This is a genomic window from Quatrionicoccus australiensis (assembly GCF_020510525.1).
In the GTDB taxonomy this organism is placed as follows: Bacteria; Pseudomonadota; Gammaproteobacteria; order Burkholderiales; family Rhodocyclaceae; genus Azonexus; species Azonexus australiensis_B.
In genome coordinates this window covers 2,236,000-2,254,248 of sequence record NZ_CP075188.1, presented here as the reverse complement: position 1 = coordinate 2,254,248, position 18,249 = coordinate 2,236,000, and the positions used below count along the sequence as shown (strand labels likewise).

General features: G+C 60.1%; 21 protein-coding genes and 3 tRNA genes. 18 read left to right on the top strand and 6 right to left on the bottom strand.

The features are described from left to right. Position 1: 1 nt before the first annotated feature. Positions 2-385, top strand: a complete 384-nt coding sequence (locus KI612_RS10860) for a hypothetical protein (RefSeq protein WP_226440105.1) — start codon at positions 2-4, stop codon at positions 383-385. A 1-nt stretch (position 386) separates the two neighbouring features. Here the strand turns inward: KI612_RS10860 and hpnE are convergent, their stop codons facing one another. Genes hpnE through hpnC form a run of 3 tightly spaced genes read right to left on the bottom strand, consistent with a single transcriptional unit; the run spans position 387 to position 3,262 of the window. After that, the gene (gene hpnE / locus KI612_RS10855; RefSeq protein ID WP_226440104.1) at positions 387-1,607 is read right to left on the bottom strand and encodes a hydroxysqualene dehydroxylase HpnE; all 1,221 of its coding nucleotides are present in this window, start codon (positions 1,605-1,607) and stop codon (positions 387-389) included. A gap of 7 nt (positions 1,608-1,614) precedes the next feature. Further along, positions 1,615-2,448, bottom strand: a complete 834-nt coding sequence (gene hpnD, locus KI612_RS10850) for a presqualene diphosphate synthase HpnD (RefSeq protein ID WP_226440103.1) — start codon at positions 2,446-2,448, stop codon at positions 1,615-1,617. 4 nt (positions 2,449-2,452) lie between these two features. Next, complete coding sequence (hpnC, locus tag KI612_RS10845; protein WP_226440102.1) at positions 2,453-3,262, bottom strand: squalene synthase HpnC; 810 nt, start codon at positions 3,260-3,262, stop codon at positions 2,453-2,455. Positions 3,263-3,315: 53 nt separating this feature from the next. Between hpnC and KI612_RS10840 the strand changes: the two genes are divergently transcribed. Then, positions 3,316-3,400, top strand: a tRNA-Leu gene (locus KI612_RS10840). 116 nt (positions 3,401-3,516) lie between these two features. Then, a complete protein-coding gene (locus KI612_RS10835) occupies positions 3,517-4,443 on the top strand; it encodes a bestrophin family protein (RefSeq protein WP_226440101.1) in 927 nt (308 codons plus the stop codon). A gap of 4 nt (positions 4,444-4,447) precedes the next feature. Here the strand turns inward: KI612_RS10835 and KI612_RS10830 are convergent, their stop codons facing one another. Next, positions 4,448-5,431: a DHHA1 domain-containing protein gene (locus tag KI612_RS10830; RefSeq protein ID WP_226440100.1), complete on the bottom strand. Its 984-nt coding sequence runs from the start codon at positions 5,429-5,431 to the stop codon at positions 4,448-4,450. An 8-nt stretch (positions 5,432-5,439) separates the two neighbouring features. Further along, positions 5,440-5,640 (bottom strand): SlyX family protein, encoded by a 201-nt coding sequence (locus KI612_RS10825; RefSeq protein ID WP_226440099.1) that lies wholly within the window; start codon positions 5,638-5,640, stop codon positions 5,440-5,442. A gap of 120 nt (positions 5,641-5,760) precedes the next feature. Here KI612_RS10825 and KI612_RS10820 point away from each other — a divergent pair. The 15 genes from KI612_RS10820 (at position 5,761) to rpoS (ending at position 17,197) form a co-directional block, all read left to right on the top strand. Further along, positions 5,761-5,837, top strand: a tRNA-Val gene (locus tag KI612_RS10820). 131 nt (positions 5,838-5,968) lie between these two features. After that, a complete protein-coding gene (gene thrS / locus KI612_RS10815; RefSeq protein ID WP_226440098.1) occupies positions 5,969-7,885 on the top strand; it encodes a threonine--tRNA ligase in 1,917 nt (638 codons plus the stop codon). Then, positions 7,885-8,439, top strand: coding sequence for a translation initiation factor IF-3 (gene infC / locus KI612_RS10810; RefSeq protein ID WP_319003000.1), 555 nt, complete (start codon positions 7,885-7,887; stop codon positions 8,437-8,439). The genes thrS and infC overlap by 1 nt, the downstream gene beginning before the upstream one ends. 144 nt (positions 8,440-8,583) lie before the next feature. Beyond that, the gene (gene rpmI, locus KI612_RS10805) at positions 8,584-8,781 is read left to right on the top strand and encodes a 50S ribosomal protein L35 (protein ID WP_226440097.1); all 198 of its coding nucleotides are present in this window, start codon (positions 8,584-8,586) and stop codon (positions 8,779-8,781) included. Positions 8,782-8,792: 11 nt separating this feature from the next. Further along, a complete protein-coding gene (rplT, locus tag KI612_RS10800) occupies positions 8,793-9,152 on the top strand; it encodes a 50S ribosomal protein L20 (RefSeq protein WP_226440096.1) in 360 nt (119 codons plus the stop codon). Positions 9,153-9,291: 139 nt separating this feature from the next. Continuing rightward, positions 9,292-10,338 (top strand): phenylalanine--tRNA ligase subunit alpha, encoded by a 1,047-nt coding sequence (gene pheS, locus KI612_RS10795; RefSeq protein ID WP_226440095.1) that lies wholly within the window; start codon positions 9,292-9,294, stop codon positions 10,336-10,338. After that, a complete protein-coding gene (gene pheT / locus KI612_RS10790) occupies positions 10,335-12,710 on the top strand; it encodes a phenylalanine--tRNA ligase subunit beta (protein ID WP_226440094.1) in 2,376 nt (791 codons plus the stop codon). Before pheS ends, pheT begins: the two co-directional genes overlap by 4 nt. 14 nt (positions 12,711-12,724) lie before the next feature. After that, positions 12,725-13,027 carry an integration host factor subunit alpha gene (locus tag KI612_RS10785; RefSeq protein WP_168656356.1) on the top strand — a complete coding sequence of 101 codons (303 nt, stop codon included), beginning with the start codon at positions 12,725-12,727 and terminating at the stop codon, positions 13,025-13,027. Next, positions 13,011-13,388 (top strand): MerR family transcriptional regulator, encoded by a 378-nt coding sequence (locus tag KI612_RS10780; RefSeq protein ID WP_226440093.1) that lies wholly within the window; start codon positions 13,011-13,013, stop codon positions 13,386-13,388. Before KI612_RS10785 ends, KI612_RS10780 begins: the two co-directional genes overlap by 17 nt. Positions 13,389-13,423: 35 nt before the next feature. After that, positions 13,424-13,500 (top strand) — tRNA-Pro (locus tag KI612_RS10775). A 100-nt stretch (positions 13,501-13,600) separates the two neighbouring features. Continuing rightward, the gene (locus KI612_RS10770; RefSeq protein WP_226440092.1) at positions 13,601-13,927 is read left to right on the top strand and encodes an H-NS histone family protein; all 327 of its coding nucleotides are present in this window, start codon (positions 13,601-13,603) and stop codon (positions 13,925-13,927) included. Beyond that, entirely contained in the window at positions 13,928-14,668 is a 741-nt protein-coding gene (gene surE / locus KI612_RS10765) for a 5'/3'-nucleotidase SurE (RefSeq protein WP_226440091.1), read from the top strand. 26 nt (positions 14,669-14,694) lie between these two features. Beyond that, complete coding sequence (locus KI612_RS10760; protein ID WP_404818100.1) at positions 14,695-15,327, top strand: protein-L-isoaspartate(D-aspartate) O-methyltransferase; 633 nt, start codon at positions 14,695-14,697, stop codon at positions 15,325-15,327. Continuing rightward, positions 15,324-16,268, top strand: coding sequence for a peptidoglycan DD-metalloendopeptidase family protein (locus KI612_RS10755; RefSeq protein WP_226440089.1), 945 nt, complete (start codon positions 15,324-15,326; stop codon positions 16,266-16,268). Before KI612_RS10760 ends, KI612_RS10755 begins: the two co-directional genes overlap by 4 nt. Positions 16,269-16,297: 29 nt before the next feature. Continuing rightward, positions 16,298-17,197, top strand: coding sequence for an RNA polymerase sigma factor RpoS (gene rpoS, locus KI612_RS10750; protein WP_404818099.1), 900 nt, complete (start codon positions 16,298-16,300; stop codon positions 17,195-17,197). 53 nt (positions 17,198-17,250) lie between these two features. On the opposite strand, the gene mltB is transcribed toward rpoS, so the two are convergent. After that, positions 17,251-18,240, bottom strand: coding sequence for a lytic murein transglycosylase B (mltB, locus tag KI612_RS10745; RefSeq protein ID WP_226440087.1), 990 nt, complete (start codon positions 18,238-18,240; stop codon positions 17,251-17,253). Positions 18,241-18,249 lie beyond the last annotated feature (9 nt).

Genomic DNA, 18,249 nt, shown 5'->3' with positions numbered 1-18,249 from the left:
TATGCATAGTTGCGATGGCTGCACGGTCTGCTGCAAGGTCATGAAAATCCGCGAGCTGGACAAGCCGGCCAATACCTGGTGCGCCGACTGCAAGATCGGCGTCGGCTGCGGCGTTTATGAAACGCGGCCGGAGTCGTGTCGCGTTTACGAATGCATCTGGTTGCAGACGCAAAGCCTGGACAAGCCGATTGCCGTCGCCCTGCGCCCGGACCGTTCGCGCGTCGTGATCGGCACCACCAACCACGGCGAGGATGTCGTGCTCTACGTTACGCCAGAGCGGCCGGATGCCTGGCGGCGCGGCGAGTTCGCCAGGCTGGTCGGCGAATTCAAGGGGCGCGGCATCAAGGTGCTGGTCAGTTGCGGCGACGACCTGCAGGTCGTCTGATTCAGATCTTGAGCAGGTGCTGCGCAGCACGGCGGCCGCTGCGTACGGCGCCTTCCAGTGTCGCCGGGTAATCGGCCCAGGTGTAGTCGCCGGCGAGGAAAACGGCGGGATGGCTGGTCGTGCTGGCGGGGCGGGCGATATCCGGTCGACCGGAAAAAGTTGCCCGTTTTTCGCGGATCACCTTGCGCCAGCTGGCCTTTGTGGCGAGCTTGAGCTCGCTTTCCAGTTTGTCGGTGAGCGCCTCGTCAGTCAGTGCCTCCCAGTCGCCATGGCCGCTCAGGATGCAGGCGAGTAGTCCGCCCTGGCGGTCGACGACCCACTGACTGTGATTTCCCAGTTGGCTGACGAGCGGAAAATCGAGCCGCGTTTCCGGGCTGAATTGCAGGTAGACCGTGGCGATCGGCTCGTAGTCGTAAGCGGTTGCCGCTTCTGGCCAGAGCTTGGCGACATGCTGCGCCGCGCAGGCGATGACGACGCCGGCGAAAGGCTGGCCGTCGACAAGAACGCCATCGCTGGTGGTTTCCAGGCGGTCGACGCGCGTTTGCAGGCGAATTTCAGCGCCCTGCGCCTGCAGCCAGGCGGCGGCCGGTTCCGGCAGCAGGCGGCCGAGATTGGCACGCGGCAGCAGCAGGTCGGTATCGGCGCGGCGCGGGCTGCCCAGGCTGTCGCGCAGGACGTTGGCGAAAAGTTGTGCCGAGGCGCGCGCGGCCGGCGTATTGAGCGCCGCGAGGCAGAGCGGTTCCCACAGGTGGCGGCGCAGCGCGCCGGTCTGGCCGGCGGCATCGAGCCAGGCGGCAACCGTGGTGTCGGTTTCTAGCCGGAATTGCCTGCGCTTGATGCCGTCCATCCACAGCGCGGTGCGCAGTTTTTCCGCAAAACCGACGCCGCGCGCCGCGAGCAGGCCCCAGGCCAGGTTGAGCGGTGCCGGCAGACGCGGCAGCGCCATGCGAAAGCCGCTGTTGTCGCGCACCTGCAGTGGCCGGCGTTCGAGCAGGGTGTCGGGGTCGGTGCCGACCTGGCGCATCAGGGCCAGCGTTTCGCTGTAGGCGCCGAGCAGGATGTGCTGGCCGTTGTCGAGTTCGCGCCCATCTATCGTTGCGCTGCGCGCCCGTCCGCCAAGCACGCGGCCGGCTTCGAACAGTGTCGTGGCGGCGCCGCCCGCGGTCAGTTCGACCGCTGCCGCGAGGCCCGCCCAGCCGCCGCCGATGACCGCGACGTTCATGCCCGGTTTAGCCGGCGATCCAGGTCTTGCAGGCGATCCAGATCTTGCGCACCGGCGTCAGCGAAATGCGCTGGTGCAGGACCTGGAAGTTCTCGCGGCGGATTTCGTCGAGCAGGGTGCGATAAATCGCCGCCATGATCAGGCCGGGCCGCTGGTTCTTGCGGTCGACGGCCGGCAACAGGGCAAAAGCCTGGGCGTAATACTGCTCGGCGCGCTCGGTCTGGAACTGCATCAGGGCCGTGAAATTGTCCGAATATTTGGCATTGAGAATGTCGGCGGCCGGCACGTTGAAGCGCTTCAACTCGTCCATCGGGATGTAGATGCGGCCGCGCCGGGCATCTTCGCCGACGTCGCGGATGATGTTGGTGAGCTGGAAAGCCATGCCGAGATCGTGCGCGTACTTCTGCGTCTGGCGGTCCTGGTAGCCGAAGATCGCGGCGGCGAGCAGGCCGACGACACTGGCGACGCGGTAGCAGTAGAGCGACAGGCCCTTGAAGTCGAGGTAGCGCGTCTGTTGCAGGTCCATCTCCATGCCGTCGATGATTTCCAGCAACTGTTCCTTGGGCAGGTTGAAGTCGCGGTTGACCGCCTGCAGCGCCTGGCCGACCGGGTGTTGCGGCTGGCCGTCGGCGACGCGTTCGATTTCCTGGCGCCACCAGGTGAGCTTGGTCGAGGCGAGCGAGATGTCGTTGCATTCGTCGACGACGTCATCGACCTCGCGGCAGAAGGCATAGAGCGCCATGATGGCGCGCCGGCGTTCCTGCGGCAGGAAGAGGAAGCTGTAGTAGAAGGAGGAGCCGCTGCTCGCGCACTTCTCCTGGCAATATTGTTCGGGGCTCATGGGCTCACATTCTAAAGGCGCGGACGGCGAGAACCAGCCAGTCCGCCTTGCCGAGCTTGGGTCGGCGGTGGAAAACGTCGCCGCGCACCTGGCGCAGGCGTTCGAGGATGCGCAGCCCGCCCTGCACGGTCAGGCGGATTTCCCAGCCGAGCCGGCCGGGCAGGGCGTGGACGAGTGGCGCACCAAGCTGCATCAGGCGGCTGGCGCGGTCGATCTCGAAATCCATCAGGGCCGCCCAGTTGGCCGACCAGCGTCCGGCGGCGATGTCGGCTTCGCTGATCCTGAAATGCGGCAGATCGGTCTGCGGGATGTAAACACGGTCTTTTTGCCAGTCGACCGCGACGTCCTGCCAGAAATTGATCAACTGCAGCGCACTGCAGATGCAGTCCGACTGCTCCAGGTGTTCCGGTTCGGTGCGCCCGAACAGGTGCAGCACCAGGCGGCCGACCGGGTTGGCCGAGCGGCGGCAGTAGTCGAGCAGTTCCGGGTAGTCGGCGTAGCGTTTCTTGACGACATCCTGCGCAAAGGCGTCGAGCAGGTCGCGGAAAAGCTGGATGGGCAGTGCGTGCTGCGCGATGACGCCAGCGAGATCGACAAAAAGGACAGTTTTCGGCGGTTGACCGCTGGCGATCCGGTCGAGCTCGGCCTGATAGGCGGCGAGGGCGGCCAGGCGCTGGTCCGGCGTCGCATCGCCTTCGTCGGCGATGTCGTCGGCGCTGCGCGCAAAGCGGTAGATGACCTCGATCGGCCGGCGCAGGCGGGCTGGCACGAGCAGTGAGGCAACCGGGAAGTTTTCGTAATGTTCGACGGGCATGGGGCGGCAAGTATAGGGGGGAAGCGCTTTGAGTGGTAGAATGCGCGCCGCCTGCCCAGGTGGCGAAATTGGTAGACGCACCAGATTTAGGTTCTGGCGCCGCAAGGTGTGGGGGTTCGAGTCCCTTCCTGGGCACCATCGCAATGGCGATGGTAGAGGCAAATGTTTACAGTCTGGTTGCATCTGGGCCGCTTGATCCCGAGGATAAGCGGCCTTTTTGTTTTCAGCCGCGCCTTGCCGGAGCTTCATCTTTCATGATCATTCGCCCTCGCCATCACTGGTTTCGTCTGCTCTTCGTCTGGCGCGGTTCGGTCCTGCCGAATATTGTCGGGCGCCTGGCGCTGGTGCTTGCCGTCTCCGTTGCCAGTGTGCTGAGCCGCGAGTGGTGGATGAACGCGCATGCCAATTCGGCCTTGAGCATCCCGCCATTTACCTTGATGGGCGTGGCGCTGGCGATCTTTCTCGGCTTTCGCAACTCGGTCAGTTACGAGCGCTTCTGGGAGGCGCGCCGGCAGTGGGGCAATATCCTGGTCGCGGCGCGTTCGCTGGTGCGCCAGGTGGTCAGCGTCCTGCCCGGCGAATCGCATGCTGCCTTTCGCCTGCAACTGGTGCGCGCTGTGTCGGCCTTTGCTTTTGCACTCAAGCACCAGTTGCGGCAGACCGATGCTGCCGCCGATCTGGCGCTGCGTCTCGATGCGCCGGCGCTGGCCGAAGTGGTTGCGGCCAGATTCCAGCCGCAAATCGTCTTGCTGCAACTTGCCAACTGGCTGGCCGACGAACAGCGGCGTGGCAACTTGTCGGAGATGGAATGGCTGGCCCTCGACAAGAGTCTGAGCGTCCTCGGTGAGACCTCCGGTGCCTGCGAGCGCATCGCCAGTACGCCGATCCCTTATACCTATCGCGTTCTGATGAATCGCACGGTCATGGTCTATTGCCTGTTGCTGCCGGTCGGGCTGGCGACCAGTATTGGCTGGCTGACGCCGCTGATCGCGACCTTCGTCGCCTACACCTTCCTGGCGCTGGAAATCATCGGCGAGCAGATCGAGGAGCCGTTCGGAACCGAACCGAATGACCTGGCGCTCGATGCGCTGTGCCACACCATTGAATACTCGGTTTGCGAGATGGCGGGCCTGGCGCCGCTCGGCGAAGCGCCGGTTGCGCACGACTACGTGTTGAACTGAGTTTTTATTCCTGGTCGCCGAGCGCCAGGATCTCCGTGAAGAATTGTCCGGCCGGCAGGCGAAAACCGGCCGCGTTGCGATGTCCGCCGCCGTCATAGCGCTGCGCGATTGCAGCAACGTCGAAGTCGCCTTTTGAGCGCAAGGACACCTTGGCTTCGCCATCGCCGGCGAGTTGCCAGATCAGGCCGAAAGTGCCGCTCTGTTCCGCCAGCCGGTTGCCCAGCTCCGAGGCGAACAGGGCATTGGCGTTGATCGCGATGCCGCTGACGGCCAGCCAGCTTTGCTCACCGTTGCTCAGTGTTGGCTGGTCGTGACGCACCGCCTGCAATGCATCGATCGGCTCGGCGCGCAGGCGGGCCGGCATCCGCAGCGCGCTGTTGGCGAGGCGTTCGATCTCGTTGGCGAAGAAGGACTCAATGGCTACACCCTGTTCGAGCAGGCTGTGATAGCGCGCCGTGTTGCTGTCTGCGGTTGCTTGCAGGATCTCGTCCCAGTTTGAGAATTCGAATGGCTGCTGGCGCAGGGCGCGGCAAAAGGCGCGCGTGCCGGGCAGGGCAAAGCGCCACATGTCCTGGTCTTCGATGTGGGCGAGGGCGAGCGGCAGGGCGGTAGTCGGGTGGAAGTATTCCCAGGCCAACCGGGCGCCCGATTTGTCGAGGTCGAAAATCACCTGCAGCGGCAGCTCGGGGTGCTGGTAGCTGTGTCTGCCGTCTGCGCCGGCTTGCAGCAATCCGCTCCAGGCCTTGCGGGCGGACAGATGGTGGTCGATCTGGGTCACCGACTTTGCCGTCCCGGCAAACTCCTGCAGCACCTCGGGGGAGAAGGAAAAGTCGAGGATGAAGACGTCCTGCCCGGCAATTTTGCCCATTTCGCACGGTTGACCGTGGTGCATGGGCAAATATTCGGCAGCATCGCCGAAATGCCGCCAGGCGGCATAGGCGGCGCCAAAGCCGTCCAGGCAGTCGGCGTGGTAAATGATGCAGGGCACGATGGCGCTCAGTAGTGCGGCGGCAGTTCGTCGCGCAGGCTGCGCGTCTCGTTGGGCTGGGCCGATTGCATCTGTTCGCGCAGGTTCTTGATCTCGTTGGCGAGCAGGTCGATCTGTTGTTGCTGGCGATAGACGATGCGGTTCAGTTCGTCGACGAGATCTTCGGTGTAGCTGATCTTGATCTCAAGATCGGTGATTCTGGATTCCACGGGTTTACCTGTTTGAGTTTGTTGCCAACTGCAAAGTATGCGGCCTTTGTCCGGCTTCGAGAAATTTCGCGAGAAGCTGTTGACATCGGCGTTTTAAGGTCTATAATGCGGGGCTTCCTTAGGCGGTTAGCTCAGTTGGTTAGAGCGCCACGTTGACATCGTGGAGGTCGTTGGTTCGATTCCAATACCGCCTACCAAAATTCCTGACGGAGCTGAATTGATGCTTTTCCGAACTTGCACTGCAGTTCAGAAACACTGATCGAGTCAGCCTTCGTTTGACCAAAAAGTGCGGCTCATCCCGCACTTTTTTTTCGCCTAGAGATTTGCCATGCCTGATATCAAACTGCCTGATGGTTCCATCCGCTCCTTTGAACAGCCGGTAACGATCGCCGAAGTGGCGGCGAGTATCGGTGCCGGTCTGGCGCGCGCTGCGCTTGGCGGCAAGGTTAATGGTGAACTGGTTGATACCTCTTACCTGATCGAGCAAAACGTCGATCTGGCTATCGTGACCGACAAGGATCCGGAAGGGCTGGAATTGATCCGCCACTCGACGGCGCACTTGCTGGCCTATGCGGTAAAGGAGTTGTTCCCGGAGGCGCAGGTGACGATCGGTCCGGTCATCGAAAACGGCTTCTACTATGACTTCGCCTACAAGCGCCCGTTTACGCCGGATGACCTGGTTGCCATCGAAAAGCGCATGGCCGAACTGGCCAAAAAGGATATTCCGGTCAGTCGCGAAGTCTGGTCGCGCGACGATGCGGTCAATTTCTTCCTTGGCCTGGGTGAGAAATACAAGGCTGAATTGATTGGCGCCATTCCGGCCGATCAGCAGGTGTCGCTCTATCGTGAAGGCGATTTCATCGATCTTTGCCGCGGTCCGCACGTCCCGACCACGGCCAAGCTCAAGGTTTTCAAGTTGATGAAGGTGGCCGGCGCCTACTGGCGCGGCGATCATCGCAACGAACAGTTGCAGCGCATCTACGGCACGGCCTGGGCCAAGAAGGAAGATCTCGACGCCTATCTGCACATGCTGGAGGAGGCGGAAAAACGCGATCACCGCCGCCTCGGCAAGCAGTTCGACCTGTTCCACATGCAGGACGAGGCGCCGGGTCTGGTTTTCTGGCACCCCAAGGGCTGGGCGATCTGGCAGGAAATCGAAAGCTACATGCGCGCCGTCTATCGCAACAACGGGTACCAGGAAGTGCGCTGTCCGCAGATCCTCGACAAATCGTTGTGGGAAAAGTCCGGTCACTGGGAGCATTACAAGGACAACATGTTCACGACTTCGTCGGAAAATCGCGATTACGCGGTCAAGCCGATGAACTGTCCGGGTCATGTCCAGGTCTTCAATGCCGGTCTGCGCTCCTATCGTGAGCTGCCGTTGCGTTATGGCGAGTTCGGTTCCTGTCACCGTAACGAGCCGGCTGGTGCCTTGCATGGCCTGATGCGCGTGCGCGGCTTTGTGCAGGATGATGGTCACATCTTCTGTACGGAAGACCAGATCGAAGCCGAAGTGACGGCCTTCAATGCGCTGGTCAAGAAAGTTTATGCCGATTTTGGCTTCAACGATGTTGCCGTCAAGCTTGCGCTGCGTCCGGAAAGTCGTGTCGGTAGCGACGAGGTGTGGGACAAGGCGGAAGAGGCGCTGCGCGCCGGCTTGCGTGCCTCCGGTCTGGAGTGGACGGAATTGCCGGGTGAGGGCGCCTTCTATGGTCCGAAGATCGAATTCCATATCAAGGATGCGATCGGCCGTTCGTGGCAGTGCGGCACGATGCAGGTCGATTTTTCGATGCCGGGTCGTCTGGGGGCAGAGTATGTCGCAGCTGACGATACGCGCAAGGTGCCGGTCATGTTGCACCGCGCCATTCTCGGTTCGCTTGAGCGTTTCATTGGCATCCTGATCGAGAACTTCTCCGGTGCGCTGCCGATGTGGCTGGCGCCGACGCAGGCGGTGGTGCTGAATATTTCCGAAAAGCAGGCCGATTACGCTGCTGAAGTCGCGCAAAAGCTACACCGTGCGGGCTTTCGCGCTGAAGCAGATTTGCGTAACGAGAAAATAACCTATAAAATCCGCGAACATAGCTTGAACCGGCTGCCTTATCAGCTCGTTGTGGGCGATAAGGAAAAAGCGGACGGACTGGTGGCCGTGCGGACTCGCGGTGGTCAGGATCTCGGACAGATGTCCGTGGATGATCTGATCAAGCAGCTTCAGAACGAAGTTGCGGCGCGTAGTGGCACGGCTTAATTATTGATGTTTTCGGGGGTTCTACCATAGCTCAGAACAAGGCGCATCGCCTCAACGAAGAAATTACGGTACCGGAGATTCGTCTCCAGGGTTTGGAAGGTGAGCAGCTGGGTGTGATCAGCATTCGCGCTGCCTTGCAGATGGCTGAAGAAGCTGGAGTTGATCTGGTTGAGATCGCACCGATGGCCAAGCCGCCGGTCTGTCGCATCATGGACTACGGCAAGTTCAAGTACCAGGAGCAGAAGCGCGCGCACGAGGCCAAGCTGAAACAGAAGCAGGTTCAGGTCAAGGAAATCAAGCTGCGCCCGGGCACCGACGAAAACGATTACCAGATCAAGCTGCGCAACATGACGCGCTTCCTGGAAGAAGAAGACAAGGTCAAGGTGACTCTGCGCTTCCGTGGTCGCGAAATGGCGCACCAGGAATTCGGCATGCGTCAGCTTGAGCGGATCAAGACCGATCTGGAAGCCGTTGGCCAGGTTGAGCAGATGCCGAAGATGGAAGGTCGTCAGATGATCATGATCATCGGGCCGGCCAAGAAGAAGATTCAGTAATTGCTTGAGCCTGGTTTCGGGCTCGGGTGAGGCAGTACTGCTGGCAGGCAATAATTGCTTGCCGGCAGAAAAATAAGTGCTTTCGGGTAGTGAAAGCGTTCCCGTCGGGAACCACCTGTTGGCATGTCATTAAGGAGCATCTAAATGCCCAAAATGAAGACCAAGAGCAGCGCCAAAAAGCGCTTTTCGGTCCGCGCTGGTGGTTCCATCAAGCGTGGTCAAGCCTTCAAGCGTCACATTCTGACCAAGAAGACGACCAAGGTTAAGCGTCACCTGCGCGGTGCCGCATCGGTTAACGAGCGCGACGTTGCATCCGTCCGCGCCATGATGCCCTACGCATAAGGAGATAGAAGATGCCTAGAGTTAAACGTGGTGTAACGGCGCGCGCGCGTCACAAGAAGATTCTCGTTCAGGCCAAGGGTTACCGCGGTCGTCGCAAGAATGTATATCGCATCGCCAAACAGGCGGTGATGAAGGCTGGTCAATATCAGTACCGTGACCGTCGTCAACGCAAGCGTCAGTTCCGTTCCCTGTGGATCGCCCGTATCAATGCAGCAGCTCGCGAGCTGGGCATGAAGTACAGCACCTTCATGAACGGTCTGAAGAAGGCAAATATCGAAGTCGACCGCAAGGTCCTGGCCGATCTGGCTGTCTTCGATCAGCCGGCCTTTGCTGCCCTGGCCGCACAAGCCAAGGCTAAGCTCGGCGCCTGAGCTCAAGCGTAGTTAAAAAAAGGAGGCGCAAGCCTCCTTTTTTAGTTTCGGCCGCCGCTTTGCGGCTTCGTGTCGGCTGCGCCGACATGAGCCTTCACTGAAACGTGCGTTTTGTTGGTGCTATTGTTGGTGGACGTCTATGGACAATCTTGATCAAATCGTTAGCGAAGCCCGGACGGCTTTCGCTGCCATTTCTGACCCGGATGCGCTGGAACAGGTGAAAGCCCGCTTCCTCGGCAAGAGCGGGCAGATTACCGAACTTCTCAAGGGGCTGGGCAAGCTGCCGCCGGAAGAGAAGAAAACTGCCGGTGCCGCGATCAATGTCGCCAAGACGGCGGTTGAAGCTGCGCTCAACGAGCGCCGCGAAGCCATTCGCAAGGCTGCGCTGGATGCGCGCCTGGCCGAAGAGGCCCTGGATGTCACGCTGCCCGGTCGCGCTGAAGCGCGCGGCGGTCTGCATCCGGTGACGCGCACATTGGAGCGGATCGAATCCCTGTTCCGTTCGATCGGTTTCGAAGTGGCCGACGGCCCCGAGATCGAGGAAGATTTTTTCAATTTCACGGCCATGAACACGCCCGAGGATCACCCGGCGCGTTCGATGCACGATACGTTCTACCTGCAGAATCCGGACGGCACGGTGGCCGACAAGGTTCTGCTGCGTACCCATACCAGTCCGATCCAGGCGCGTTACATGAAGGCGCACGTCGAGCGTTACGGTCAACTGGAAAAAATGCCCGAAATCCGCATCATTGCGCCGGGCCGCGTCTATCGTGTCGATTCCGATGCGACGCATTCGCCGATGTTCAATCAGGTCGAAGGCCTGTGGGTGGGTGAGGGCGTTTCCTTTGCCGACCTCAAGGGCGTCATTGCCGATTTCCTGAGGAGTTTCTTCGAGACCGAAGACCTCAAGGTCCGCTTCCGTCCGTCCTTTTTCCCGTTTACCGAGCCGTCCGCCGAAATCGACGTCGCTTTCATGAGCGGTCCGCTCGAAGGTCGCTGGCTGGAAATCGCCGGTTGCGGCATGGTGCATCCGGATGTGCTGCGCATTGCCGGCATCGATCCGGAAAAATACACCGGCTTCGCCTTCGGTTTCGGTCAGGATCGCCTGACCATGCTGCGTTACGGCGTCAATGACCTGCGCCTCTTCTTTGAAGGCGACCTCCGTTTCCTGAGGCAATTCGCATGAAATTCTCCGAATCCTGGTTGCGTACCCTTGTCGACACCAAGCTGTCGAGCGAGGAGCTTTCCCATCTGCTGACCATGGCCGGCCTTGAAGTCGAAGGTCTGGAGCCGGTCGCGCCCCAATTCAACGACGTTGTCGTCGCGCAGGTGCTTGAAGTCGTCAAGCACCCCGATGCCGATCGTCTGAACGTCTGCAAGGTCGATACCGGTCGTGGTGAGCCGACGACCATCGTCTGCGGCGCGCCGAATGTCGCCGTTGGTCTGCGCGTGCCGTGCGCCTTGCCTGGTGCCAAGTTGCCCGGCGATTTCGTTATCAAAATTGCCAAGGTGCGCGGTATCGAGTCGTCCGGCATGCTCTGCTCGGCCAAGGAACTCGGTATTGCCGAAGAGGCTTCCGGTCTTCTGGTGCTGCCGGCTGACGCGCCGGTTGGTCAGTCCATCCGCGAGTATCTCGATCTCGACGACCAGCAGTTCGAACTCAAGCTGACGCCGAATCGTGCCGATTGTCTGTCGTTGACCGGTGTGGCGCGCGAAGTGGCTGCCATTGCCGGTGCCCAGGCCAGGTTTGTGGATGTGCAGGAAGTTGCGGCTGGCATTACCGATCAGCGTGCCGTCGTCCTCGATGCACCGAATGCCTGCCCGCTGTATTTCGGTCGCATCCTCAAGGGCGTCAACGCCAAGGCGCCGACCCCGGAATGGATGAAGCGTCGCCTTGAACGCAGCGCCATCCGTTCGATTTCGGCGCTCGTCGACGTCACCAATTACGTCATGCTCGAACTCGGGCAGCCGCTGCATGCCTTCGATAACACCAGGCTGGAAGGTGCCGTGCATGCCCGCATGGCAAAGCCGGAAGAAAAGCTGCTGCTGTTGAACGAACAGACCATCAATATCGATGCTGATGTTCTGGTTATTGCCGACGACGTCAAACCCCTGGCCATGGCCGGCATCATGGGGGGTGAAGAGAGCGGCATCACGCTGGAAACCAGCGAGTTGTTCCTCGAGTCGGCCTTCTTTGCACCCAAGGCGATCGCTGGTCGTGCCCGTCGTTACGGCTTCGGTTCCGATGCTTCGCATCGTTTCGAGCGTGGGGTCGATTTCGGCGGTGCTCGCCGCGCCATCGAGCGTGCAACGCAGTTGATCCTCGATATCTGCGGTGGCGCTGCGGGTCCGGTGGTCGAAGCCAGGGCCGAGATGCCGGCGCGCAAGCCGGTACGTCTGCGCACGGCGCGTGCCTGTGCCGTGATCGGCATGGTTTTCTCTCCCGAACAGATCGCCGGCTTGTTCGCCGGTCTGGGCTTGCCTTTTGTTCGTGAAGGTGACGATTTCCTGGTCACGCCGCCGACCTGGCGCTTCGATATCGAAATCGAGGAAGACCTGATCGAGGAAATCGCCCGTCTGCATGGCTACGACAACATCCCGGCTCCGGCGCCGCGTGGCAACCTGAAAATGATGGTGCAGCCCGAAGCCCAGCGTCCGGCGGCGCGCGTTCGCCAGTTGCTGGTCGATCGTGGCTATCAGGAAGTGGTCAATTTCGCTTTTGTCGAGGAAGCCTGGGAGGCTGATTTTGCCGCCAATGCCGACCTGATTCGCCTGGCCAATCCGATTGCCAGCCAGATGGCCGTCATGCGGTCGACCTTGTTTGGTGGCCTGATTTCGAATCTGGTGACCAATCTCAAGCGCAAGCAGAGTCGTGTCCGCCTGTTCGAGACGGGGCGTGCTTTCCAGCGCGATGTGGCTGCTGCTCCGGTGGCAGGTTTTGCGCAAACCTGGAAGCTGTCCGGTCTGGCCTATGGCGGTGCTCTGCCGGAAGGCTGGGGGAGTGGTTCGCGCAAGATTGATTTCTTCGATGTGAAGGGCGATCTGGAGGCTTTGCTGGCTCCGGCATCCCTGCGCTTCGAGAAGTTGGTGCATCCGGCCTTGCATCCGGGGCGTGCGGCACGCGTTCTGCTCGATGGTCGCGAAATCGGTTGTCTGGGTGAGGTGCATCCGGAGTGGGTGCAGAAATACGACTTGCCGCAGGCGCCGGTCGTCTTCGAGCTCGATTTCGATGCAGTCAAAGCGGCGCAGGTTCCGGTCTTTGCCGAAGTTTCCAAATTCCCGCCGGTGATTCGCGACCTGGCTGTCGTCGTTGATCAGGATGTCGCATTGCAGGCCTTGCTCGATACACTGAAAGCGCAGTTGCCGGGGCTGGTAAAGGACGTTCAATTGTTCGATGTTTACGTCGGAAAGGGCGTCGCCGAAAACAAGAAAAGTCTTGCGTTCCGGATAGTTATGCAAGATACTCAACGCACTTTGCTAGATTCTGAAGTTGATGCTGCCCTGCAGCAACTGGTGTCCTGTCTTGATCAGGCATTCGGTGCTCAACTGCGTGCCTGATGGAAAAAACAACGATGACGCTCACCAAAGCCGAGCTCGCTGATCTGCTGTTCGAAAAAGTTGGTCTCAACAAGCGTGAGGCCAAGGACATGGTCGAGGCTTTTTTCGAAGAGATTCGTAATGCCCTGGAAACCGGTGATGGCGTCAAGCTTTCCGGTTTTGGCAACTTTCAGTTGCGCGACAAGCCGCAGCGTCCGGGGCGCAATCCAAAAACCGGCCAGGAAATCCCCATCACGGCGCGCCGTGTGGTGACCTTCCATGCCAGCCAGAAACTGAAGTCCGATGTCGAGCTCGCCTGTGATGGAACCGCGGCATAAAGCATCCGGCAGCGACGAGCTGCCCCCCATTCCCGCCAAGCGCTATTTCACGATTGGCGAGGTCAGCGAGTTGTGTGGTGTCAAGCCGCATGTCTTGCGTTATTGGGAGCAGGAATTCAATCAGCTCAAGCCGGTAAAACGGCGGGGTAATCGTCGCTACTATCAGCACCACGAAGTTTTGCTGGTGCGTCGTATTCGCGAGCTTCTTTATAATCAGGGTTTTACGATCAGTGGTGCGCGTAATCGTCTTGATGAGGGAGCTGCTGTTGTGGCGCCGGTGCCTGAAAAGGCAGATGCTCAGCAAATGACCGGTGGGTTGCGTCTGGAATTGCTTTCTGTAATCGAGATGTTGCGGCTTTGAATCTCGAGCAATCTAAGTTATAATCTTCGGCTTGTCGGGGCGTAGCGCAGCCTGGTAGCGCACTTGCATGGGGTGCAAGGGGTCGCGAGTTCGAATCCCGCCGCCCCGACCAAATTAAATAACCGGCTTTTGCCGGTTTTTTAATTTTATATATTGAAAAATATATCAGGACAAATTAGATTGTTGCCACCTATTTAATCTCGGAGGTAATTATGGAATTGTCTAATCTCACCGTTTCCCAGTTGCGCGATTTGCAGCAACAGATTCCCGCTGAATTAAAGCGTCGGGAAGCCCAGGAAAAAAACGAAATCCTTAATGAAGTGCGTGCGTTCGCCAAGGCGCGAGGCTATGCGATCGAGGAATTGCTGGGCAAGGAAGGCAAGGTCAAGGCCGTTGCTTCTTCCGGTAATAAAGTCAAAGTAAAGTATCGCCATCCGGAAAATGCCGAACTGGAATGGACCGGTCGTGGCCGCAAGCCGAAATGGGTCGAAGCCTGGCTTGCCAATGGCGGTAATCTCGATAATCTGCTGGTAGCTTAAATGCGTATTCTGCTGAGTAATGACGACGGTTATTTTGCGCCCGGCCTGGCCGCGCTGGCCGCGGCGCTCGCCGGTCTCGGTGAGATCGTGGTGGTTGCTCCCGAGCAGAATCGCAGTGGAGCGAGTAATTCGCTGACCCTGGATCGGCCTTTGCTTTTGAAAAAGGCCGCCAGTGGTTTTCATTTTGTGAATGGCACGCCGACTGATTGTGTGCACCTCGCCGTTACCGGAATGCTGGAACAATTGCCGGATATTATTGTTTCCGGGATTAATCTCGGCGCCAATATGGGCGATGACACGATTTATTCCGGCACCGTTGCGGCAGCGACCGAGGGTTATTTGCTTGGTATTCCGTCAATTGCAATTTCTCTGACCAGTTTTGAAGGCAATAACTTCGCAACTGCCGGGCAGGTTGCCCGTGATCTGGTTGAGCGTTTTATCCGCAATCCGGTTAAAGAGCCCGTGTTGCTGAACGTCAATGTACCGGATATTCCCCATGCCGAACTCAAGGGCATGGAAGTCACTCGTCTGGGGCGGCGCCACAAGGCGGAGCCGGTCGTCAAGATGCTTTCCCCGCGCAATGAGACGGTCTACTGGGTTGGTGCAGCAGGTGCGGCAGCTGATGCGGGGCCGGGTACCGACTTCGGTGCGGTCGACCGCGGTTTTGTATCGATTACGCCCCTGCAGATCGACTTGACCAACACGGCACAGTTGCCGTCCATTCGCCACTGGATGCAATGAGTTCAAACGTGTTGCACGGTATCGGCATGACGTCGCAGCGCACCCGGGCGCGCATGATCGAGCGTCTGCGCGAAAAGGGGATACGCCACGACGCTGTGCTCGCCGCGATGGCCGCCGTGCCGCGTCATGTTTTTGTTGAAGAGGCGCTTGCCTCGCGTGCCTACGAAGATACGGCCCTGCCGCTTGGCATGGGGCAGACGATTTCGCAGCCCTATGTTGTGGCCCGGATGATCGAGCTGTTGCTCAATGGCCGCCAGTCGCTGGGCAAAACGCTCGAAGTCGGTGCCGGTTGTGGTTATCAGGCCGCGGTGCTGGCGCAGCTGACCAACGAGGTTTATGCCGTCGAACGTCTTGGTCCCTTGCTTGAGAAGGCCAAGGCCAACATGCGTGCCTTGCAGCAGTTCAATGTTCGTTTGAAGCATGCGGATGGTCAGCTGGGTTTGCCGGAGGCCGGGCCTTTTGACAGCATCATCGTCGCCGCTGCCGGCATGCATGTACCACCGGCCTTGCTTGAGCAACTTGCGCTGGGCGGACGGCTGGTCTTGCCAGTAGGTACGTCCGAGCAGTATCTTAGCTTCATCGAACGTACGCCTCAGGGATATGCTGAAACGCGGCTTGATGCCGTCCGCTTTGTCCCGCTTCTCGCAGGAACACAATGACTCGATTCTTCGCCCTGGTTTTGCCTTGTCTGTTGCTGGCTGGCTGTTTTTCGCAAGCGCCGGCGCCAACGGTCGACCGCAATTCAAGCCCGCAATCGCGCGCGTCCGTTGCGGCCCAACCCTCCGGGCCCGGCTACTACACGGTCAAGAAGGGCGATACGCTGTACCGGATCGCGCTCGAGAACGGTCAGGACTATCGCGATGTGGCGACCTGGAACAACATCACCAATCCGGCGGCGATCAAGGAGGGGGAGGTGTTGCGTGTGATTCCTCCGGCTGCGCCCGGCGCAGTGGCGAATACCGGTGCCGTGGTTGCCAGCCCGGTTGTTGCGGGCGCCGTCGTCGAATCGCGTTCGCTGGATCAGCCCGCAGCCAGTGCGCCGCTTGCCAGCGCACCGCTTGCCACGGCCGCATCCAGTGGTGCCAAGCGCGAGCCGCGCGTCGGCAAGGAACCTTACTCGGACGAGGCTTATGCTCGTTTGAACAAACTGGGTGTTGCCGAGGCTCCCAAGACCGCAGAGCCACGCACCGAGTCCAAACCGGAAGCTGCAAGCACCGCTCCGACTGGTCCGGATGATGTGCCCTGGTTGTGGCCGTCCTCGGCCAAATTGGTCGGGACCTTCAGCGAGGCCGGCAACAAGGGCTACGATTTCGCCGGCAAGGCCGGTGATCCGGTGCTGGCGGCGGGCGATGGCAAGGTGGTTTATGCCGGAGCGGGCCTGCGCGGTTATGGTGAGCTGGTCATCGTCAAGCACAACGGAACCTTCCTATCGGCTTACGCGCACAACCGCAAGATCCTGGTCAAGGAAGGGCAGCAGGTCAGCCGCGGCCAGAAGATTGCCGAAATGGGCAATACCGATGCCGATTCGGTCAAGCTGCACTTCGAAATCCGCAAGCAGGGCAAGCCGGTTGATCCGGCGCAATATCTGCCGAAAAGATGAGTCAGTCCGAGGGGCTCGACGACGAGGAGATGGAAGGAGGGGATCAGGCTGATGAAGCCTTGTCGCCAGAGCCGGAACAGCTCGCCCCGGAAATCGAACTGCTCGAGGATGTTACCCAGCTCTACCTGAACGAAATCGGCGCCAAGCCCTTGCTGACGCCAGCTGAAGAAGTGGCAACCGCCCGTCTGGTCCGGGCCGGCGATTTCAATGCCCGCCAGAAGATGATCGAGCACAATCTGCGGCTCGTCGTGAATATCGCCAAGTACTACCTGAACCGCGGCATTCCCTTGCTCGACCTGATCGAGGAGGGCAATCTCGGCCTGATCCATGCGCTGGAAAAGTTTGATCCGGAACGTGGCTTCCGTTTTTCCACCTATGCCACCTGGTGGATAAGGCAAAGCATCGAGCGCGGCATCATGAACCAGTCGCGTACCATTCGCCTGCCGGTGCATGTCGTCAAGGAAATAAACGTTGTCTTGCGCGCCATGCGGCATCTGGAGGCGGCTGATCGCCGTGATTCGACGGTGGAGCGCGTTGCGGCCCTGATCGACAAGTCGGTCGACGAAGTCCGCCACATCCTTTCGCTCAACGAGCACATCGCTTCACTTGATGCGCCGCTCGATATCGATCCCAGCCATTCGATGGGCGAGGTGATTGCCGATGATGGTGGTGACGATCCCGAGTCCTTGCTGCAGTCCAGTGAAATCGGCAATCTGCTTGATGACTGGCTGGCCCAGCTGACTGACCGGCAGCGCCATGTTATCGAACGCCGTTACGGTTTGAACGGCGCCGATGTTGCGACCCTCGACACCATTGCCGGCGATCTCGGATTGACCCGCGAGCGGGTGCGCCAGATTCAGATGGAAGGTCTGGAGCGTATCCGCAAGATCATCAAGCGTGGCAACATCAGCAAGGACTCCCTGCTTTAGGCTGTCCGTCGGGGCCGAGCGGTCGACCCCGAAAAAACGGCAAAAATGATTGTTTACCGTTGCATCCGCTTGCGGATTTCCTCGCCGAGCTGAAACACCGACATGGCGTAGAAGCTGGAGCGGTTATAGCGGGTGATGACGTAGAAATTCTCGTAACCCAGCCAGTATTCCGTAGCCTGTCCCGGTGAGACGAGATCGACCAGCGCCACGCTGGCGAGCGGATCGGCGTCGCTGAAAACATTTTTATCCCGCAGCTCGGCAACTTTCAGGCTGGGACGAATGCCGGCCTCGATCAGGCCACGCTCGGGCTCGCCATTGATGCGGGCGGGGACGGTGATCGGTTGCCCGGTCTGCCAGCCGTGTTGCTCAAGGAAGCGTCCGACGCTGCCGATCGCATCGTCCACGCTGTTGCCGAGATCAACGCGCTGGTCGCCGTCGAAATCGACGGCGTAGCGGCGCTGGCTGCCCGGCATGAATTGCGGAATGCCGATGGCGCCGGCAAATGAGCCTTTGACGGCAAGCGGATCAAGATTGTTTTCGCGCGCCAGCAGCAGGAATTGTTCAAGCTCGGTGCGGAAAAACTCGGCGCGCGGCGGATAGTTGAAGGCGAGCGTGGCGAGCGCTTCGAGGACGCGGAAGCCGCCGGTATTGCGACCGTATTCGGTTTCGACGCCGATGATGGCGACGATGATTTCTTCCGGTACGCCGTAGAGGGCACGGGCGCGCGCCAGCTTGGCCTGGTTTTCCTGCCAGAAGCGGACGCCGCCATCAATGCGCCGATCGTTCAGGAAACGCGGCCGGTAACGTTCCCAGGAGCGTTGTTGCGGCGAGCTGGGCGGCTTGATCAGTTGCAGGACCTTGCTGTTCGGGCTGACCTGGGCGAACTGGGCGAGCAGCTCGTCGGCGTTGAAGCCCTGGCGCTGTTCGAGTTCGCGCGCGAAGTCGACGACGGCTGCCTGGTCGGCAAAGCTCGGGGTGTTGTTCGCAGCGGAAGCCAGTCCGGTCAGGCCGGCGAGCAGCAGGGCGCCAAAGGTGTGCTTCAAGTTGTTCTC

Excerpts from the sequence above, each read along its gene's own strand:
- KI612_RS10860 (WP_226440105.1), top strand. The coding sequence starts at position 2 with ATGCATAGTTGCGATGGCTGCACGGTCTGCTGCAAGGTCATGAAAATC.
- hpnE (WP_226440104.1), bottom strand. The coding sequence starts at position 1,607 with ATGAACGTCGCGGTCATCGGCGGCGGCTGGGCGGGCCTCGCGGCAGCG.
- hpnD (WP_226440103.1), bottom strand. The coding sequence starts at position 2,448 with ATGAGCCCCGAACAATATTGCCAGGAGAAGTGCGCGAGCAGCGGCTCC.
- hpnC (WP_226440102.1), bottom strand. The coding sequence starts at position 3,262 with ATGCCCGTCGAACATTACGAAAACTTCCCGGTTGCCTCACTGCTCGTG.
- KI612_RS10835 (WP_226440101.1), top strand. The coding sequence starts at position 3,517 with ATGATCATTCGCCCTCGCCATCACTGGTTTCGTCTGCTCTTCGTCTGG.
- thrS (WP_226440098.1), top strand. The coding sequence starts at position 5,969 with ATGCCTGATATCAAACTGCCTGATGGTTCCATCCGCTCCTTTGAACAG.
- rpmI (WP_226440097.1), top strand. The coding sequence starts at position 8,584 with ATGCCCAAAATGAAGACCAAGAGCAGCGCCAAAAAGCGCTTTTCGGTC.
- rplT (WP_226440096.1), top strand. The coding sequence starts at position 8,793 with ATGCCTAGAGTTAAACGTGGTGTAACGGCGCGCGCGCGTCACAAGAAG.
- pheS (WP_226440095.1), top strand. The coding sequence starts at position 9,292 with ATGGACAATCTTGATCAAATCGTTAGCGAAGCCCGGACGGCTTTCGCT.
- pheT (WP_226440094.1), top strand. The coding sequence starts at position 10,335 with ATGAAATTCTCCGAATCCTGGTTGCGTACCCTTGTCGACACCAAGCTG.
- KI612_RS10785 (WP_168656356.1), top strand. The coding sequence starts at position 12,725 with ATGACGCTCACCAAAGCCGAGCTCGCTGATCTGCTGTTCGAAAAAGTT.
- KI612_RS10780 (WP_226440093.1), top strand. The coding sequence starts at position 13,011 with ATGGAACCGCGGCATAAAGCATCCGGCAGCGACGAGCTGCCCCCCATT.
- KI612_RS10770 (WP_226440092.1), top strand. The coding sequence starts at position 13,601 with ATGGAATTGTCTAATCTCACCGTTTCCCAGTTGCGCGATTTGCAGCAA.
- surE (WP_226440091.1), top strand. The coding sequence starts at position 13,928 with ATGCGTATTCTGCTGAGTAATGACGACGGTTATTTTGCGCCCGGCCTG.
- KI612_RS10760 (WP_404818100.1), top strand. The coding sequence starts at position 14,695 with ATGACGTCGCAGCGCACCCGGGCGCGCATGATCGAGCGTCTGCGCGAA.
- KI612_RS10755 (WP_226440089.1), top strand. The coding sequence starts at position 15,324 with ATGACTCGATTCTTCGCCCTGGTTTTGCCTTGTCTGTTGCTGGCTGGC.
- rpoS (WP_404818099.1), top strand. The coding sequence starts at position 16,298 with ATGGAAGGAGGGGATCAGGCTGATGAAGCCTTGTCGCCAGAGCCGGAA.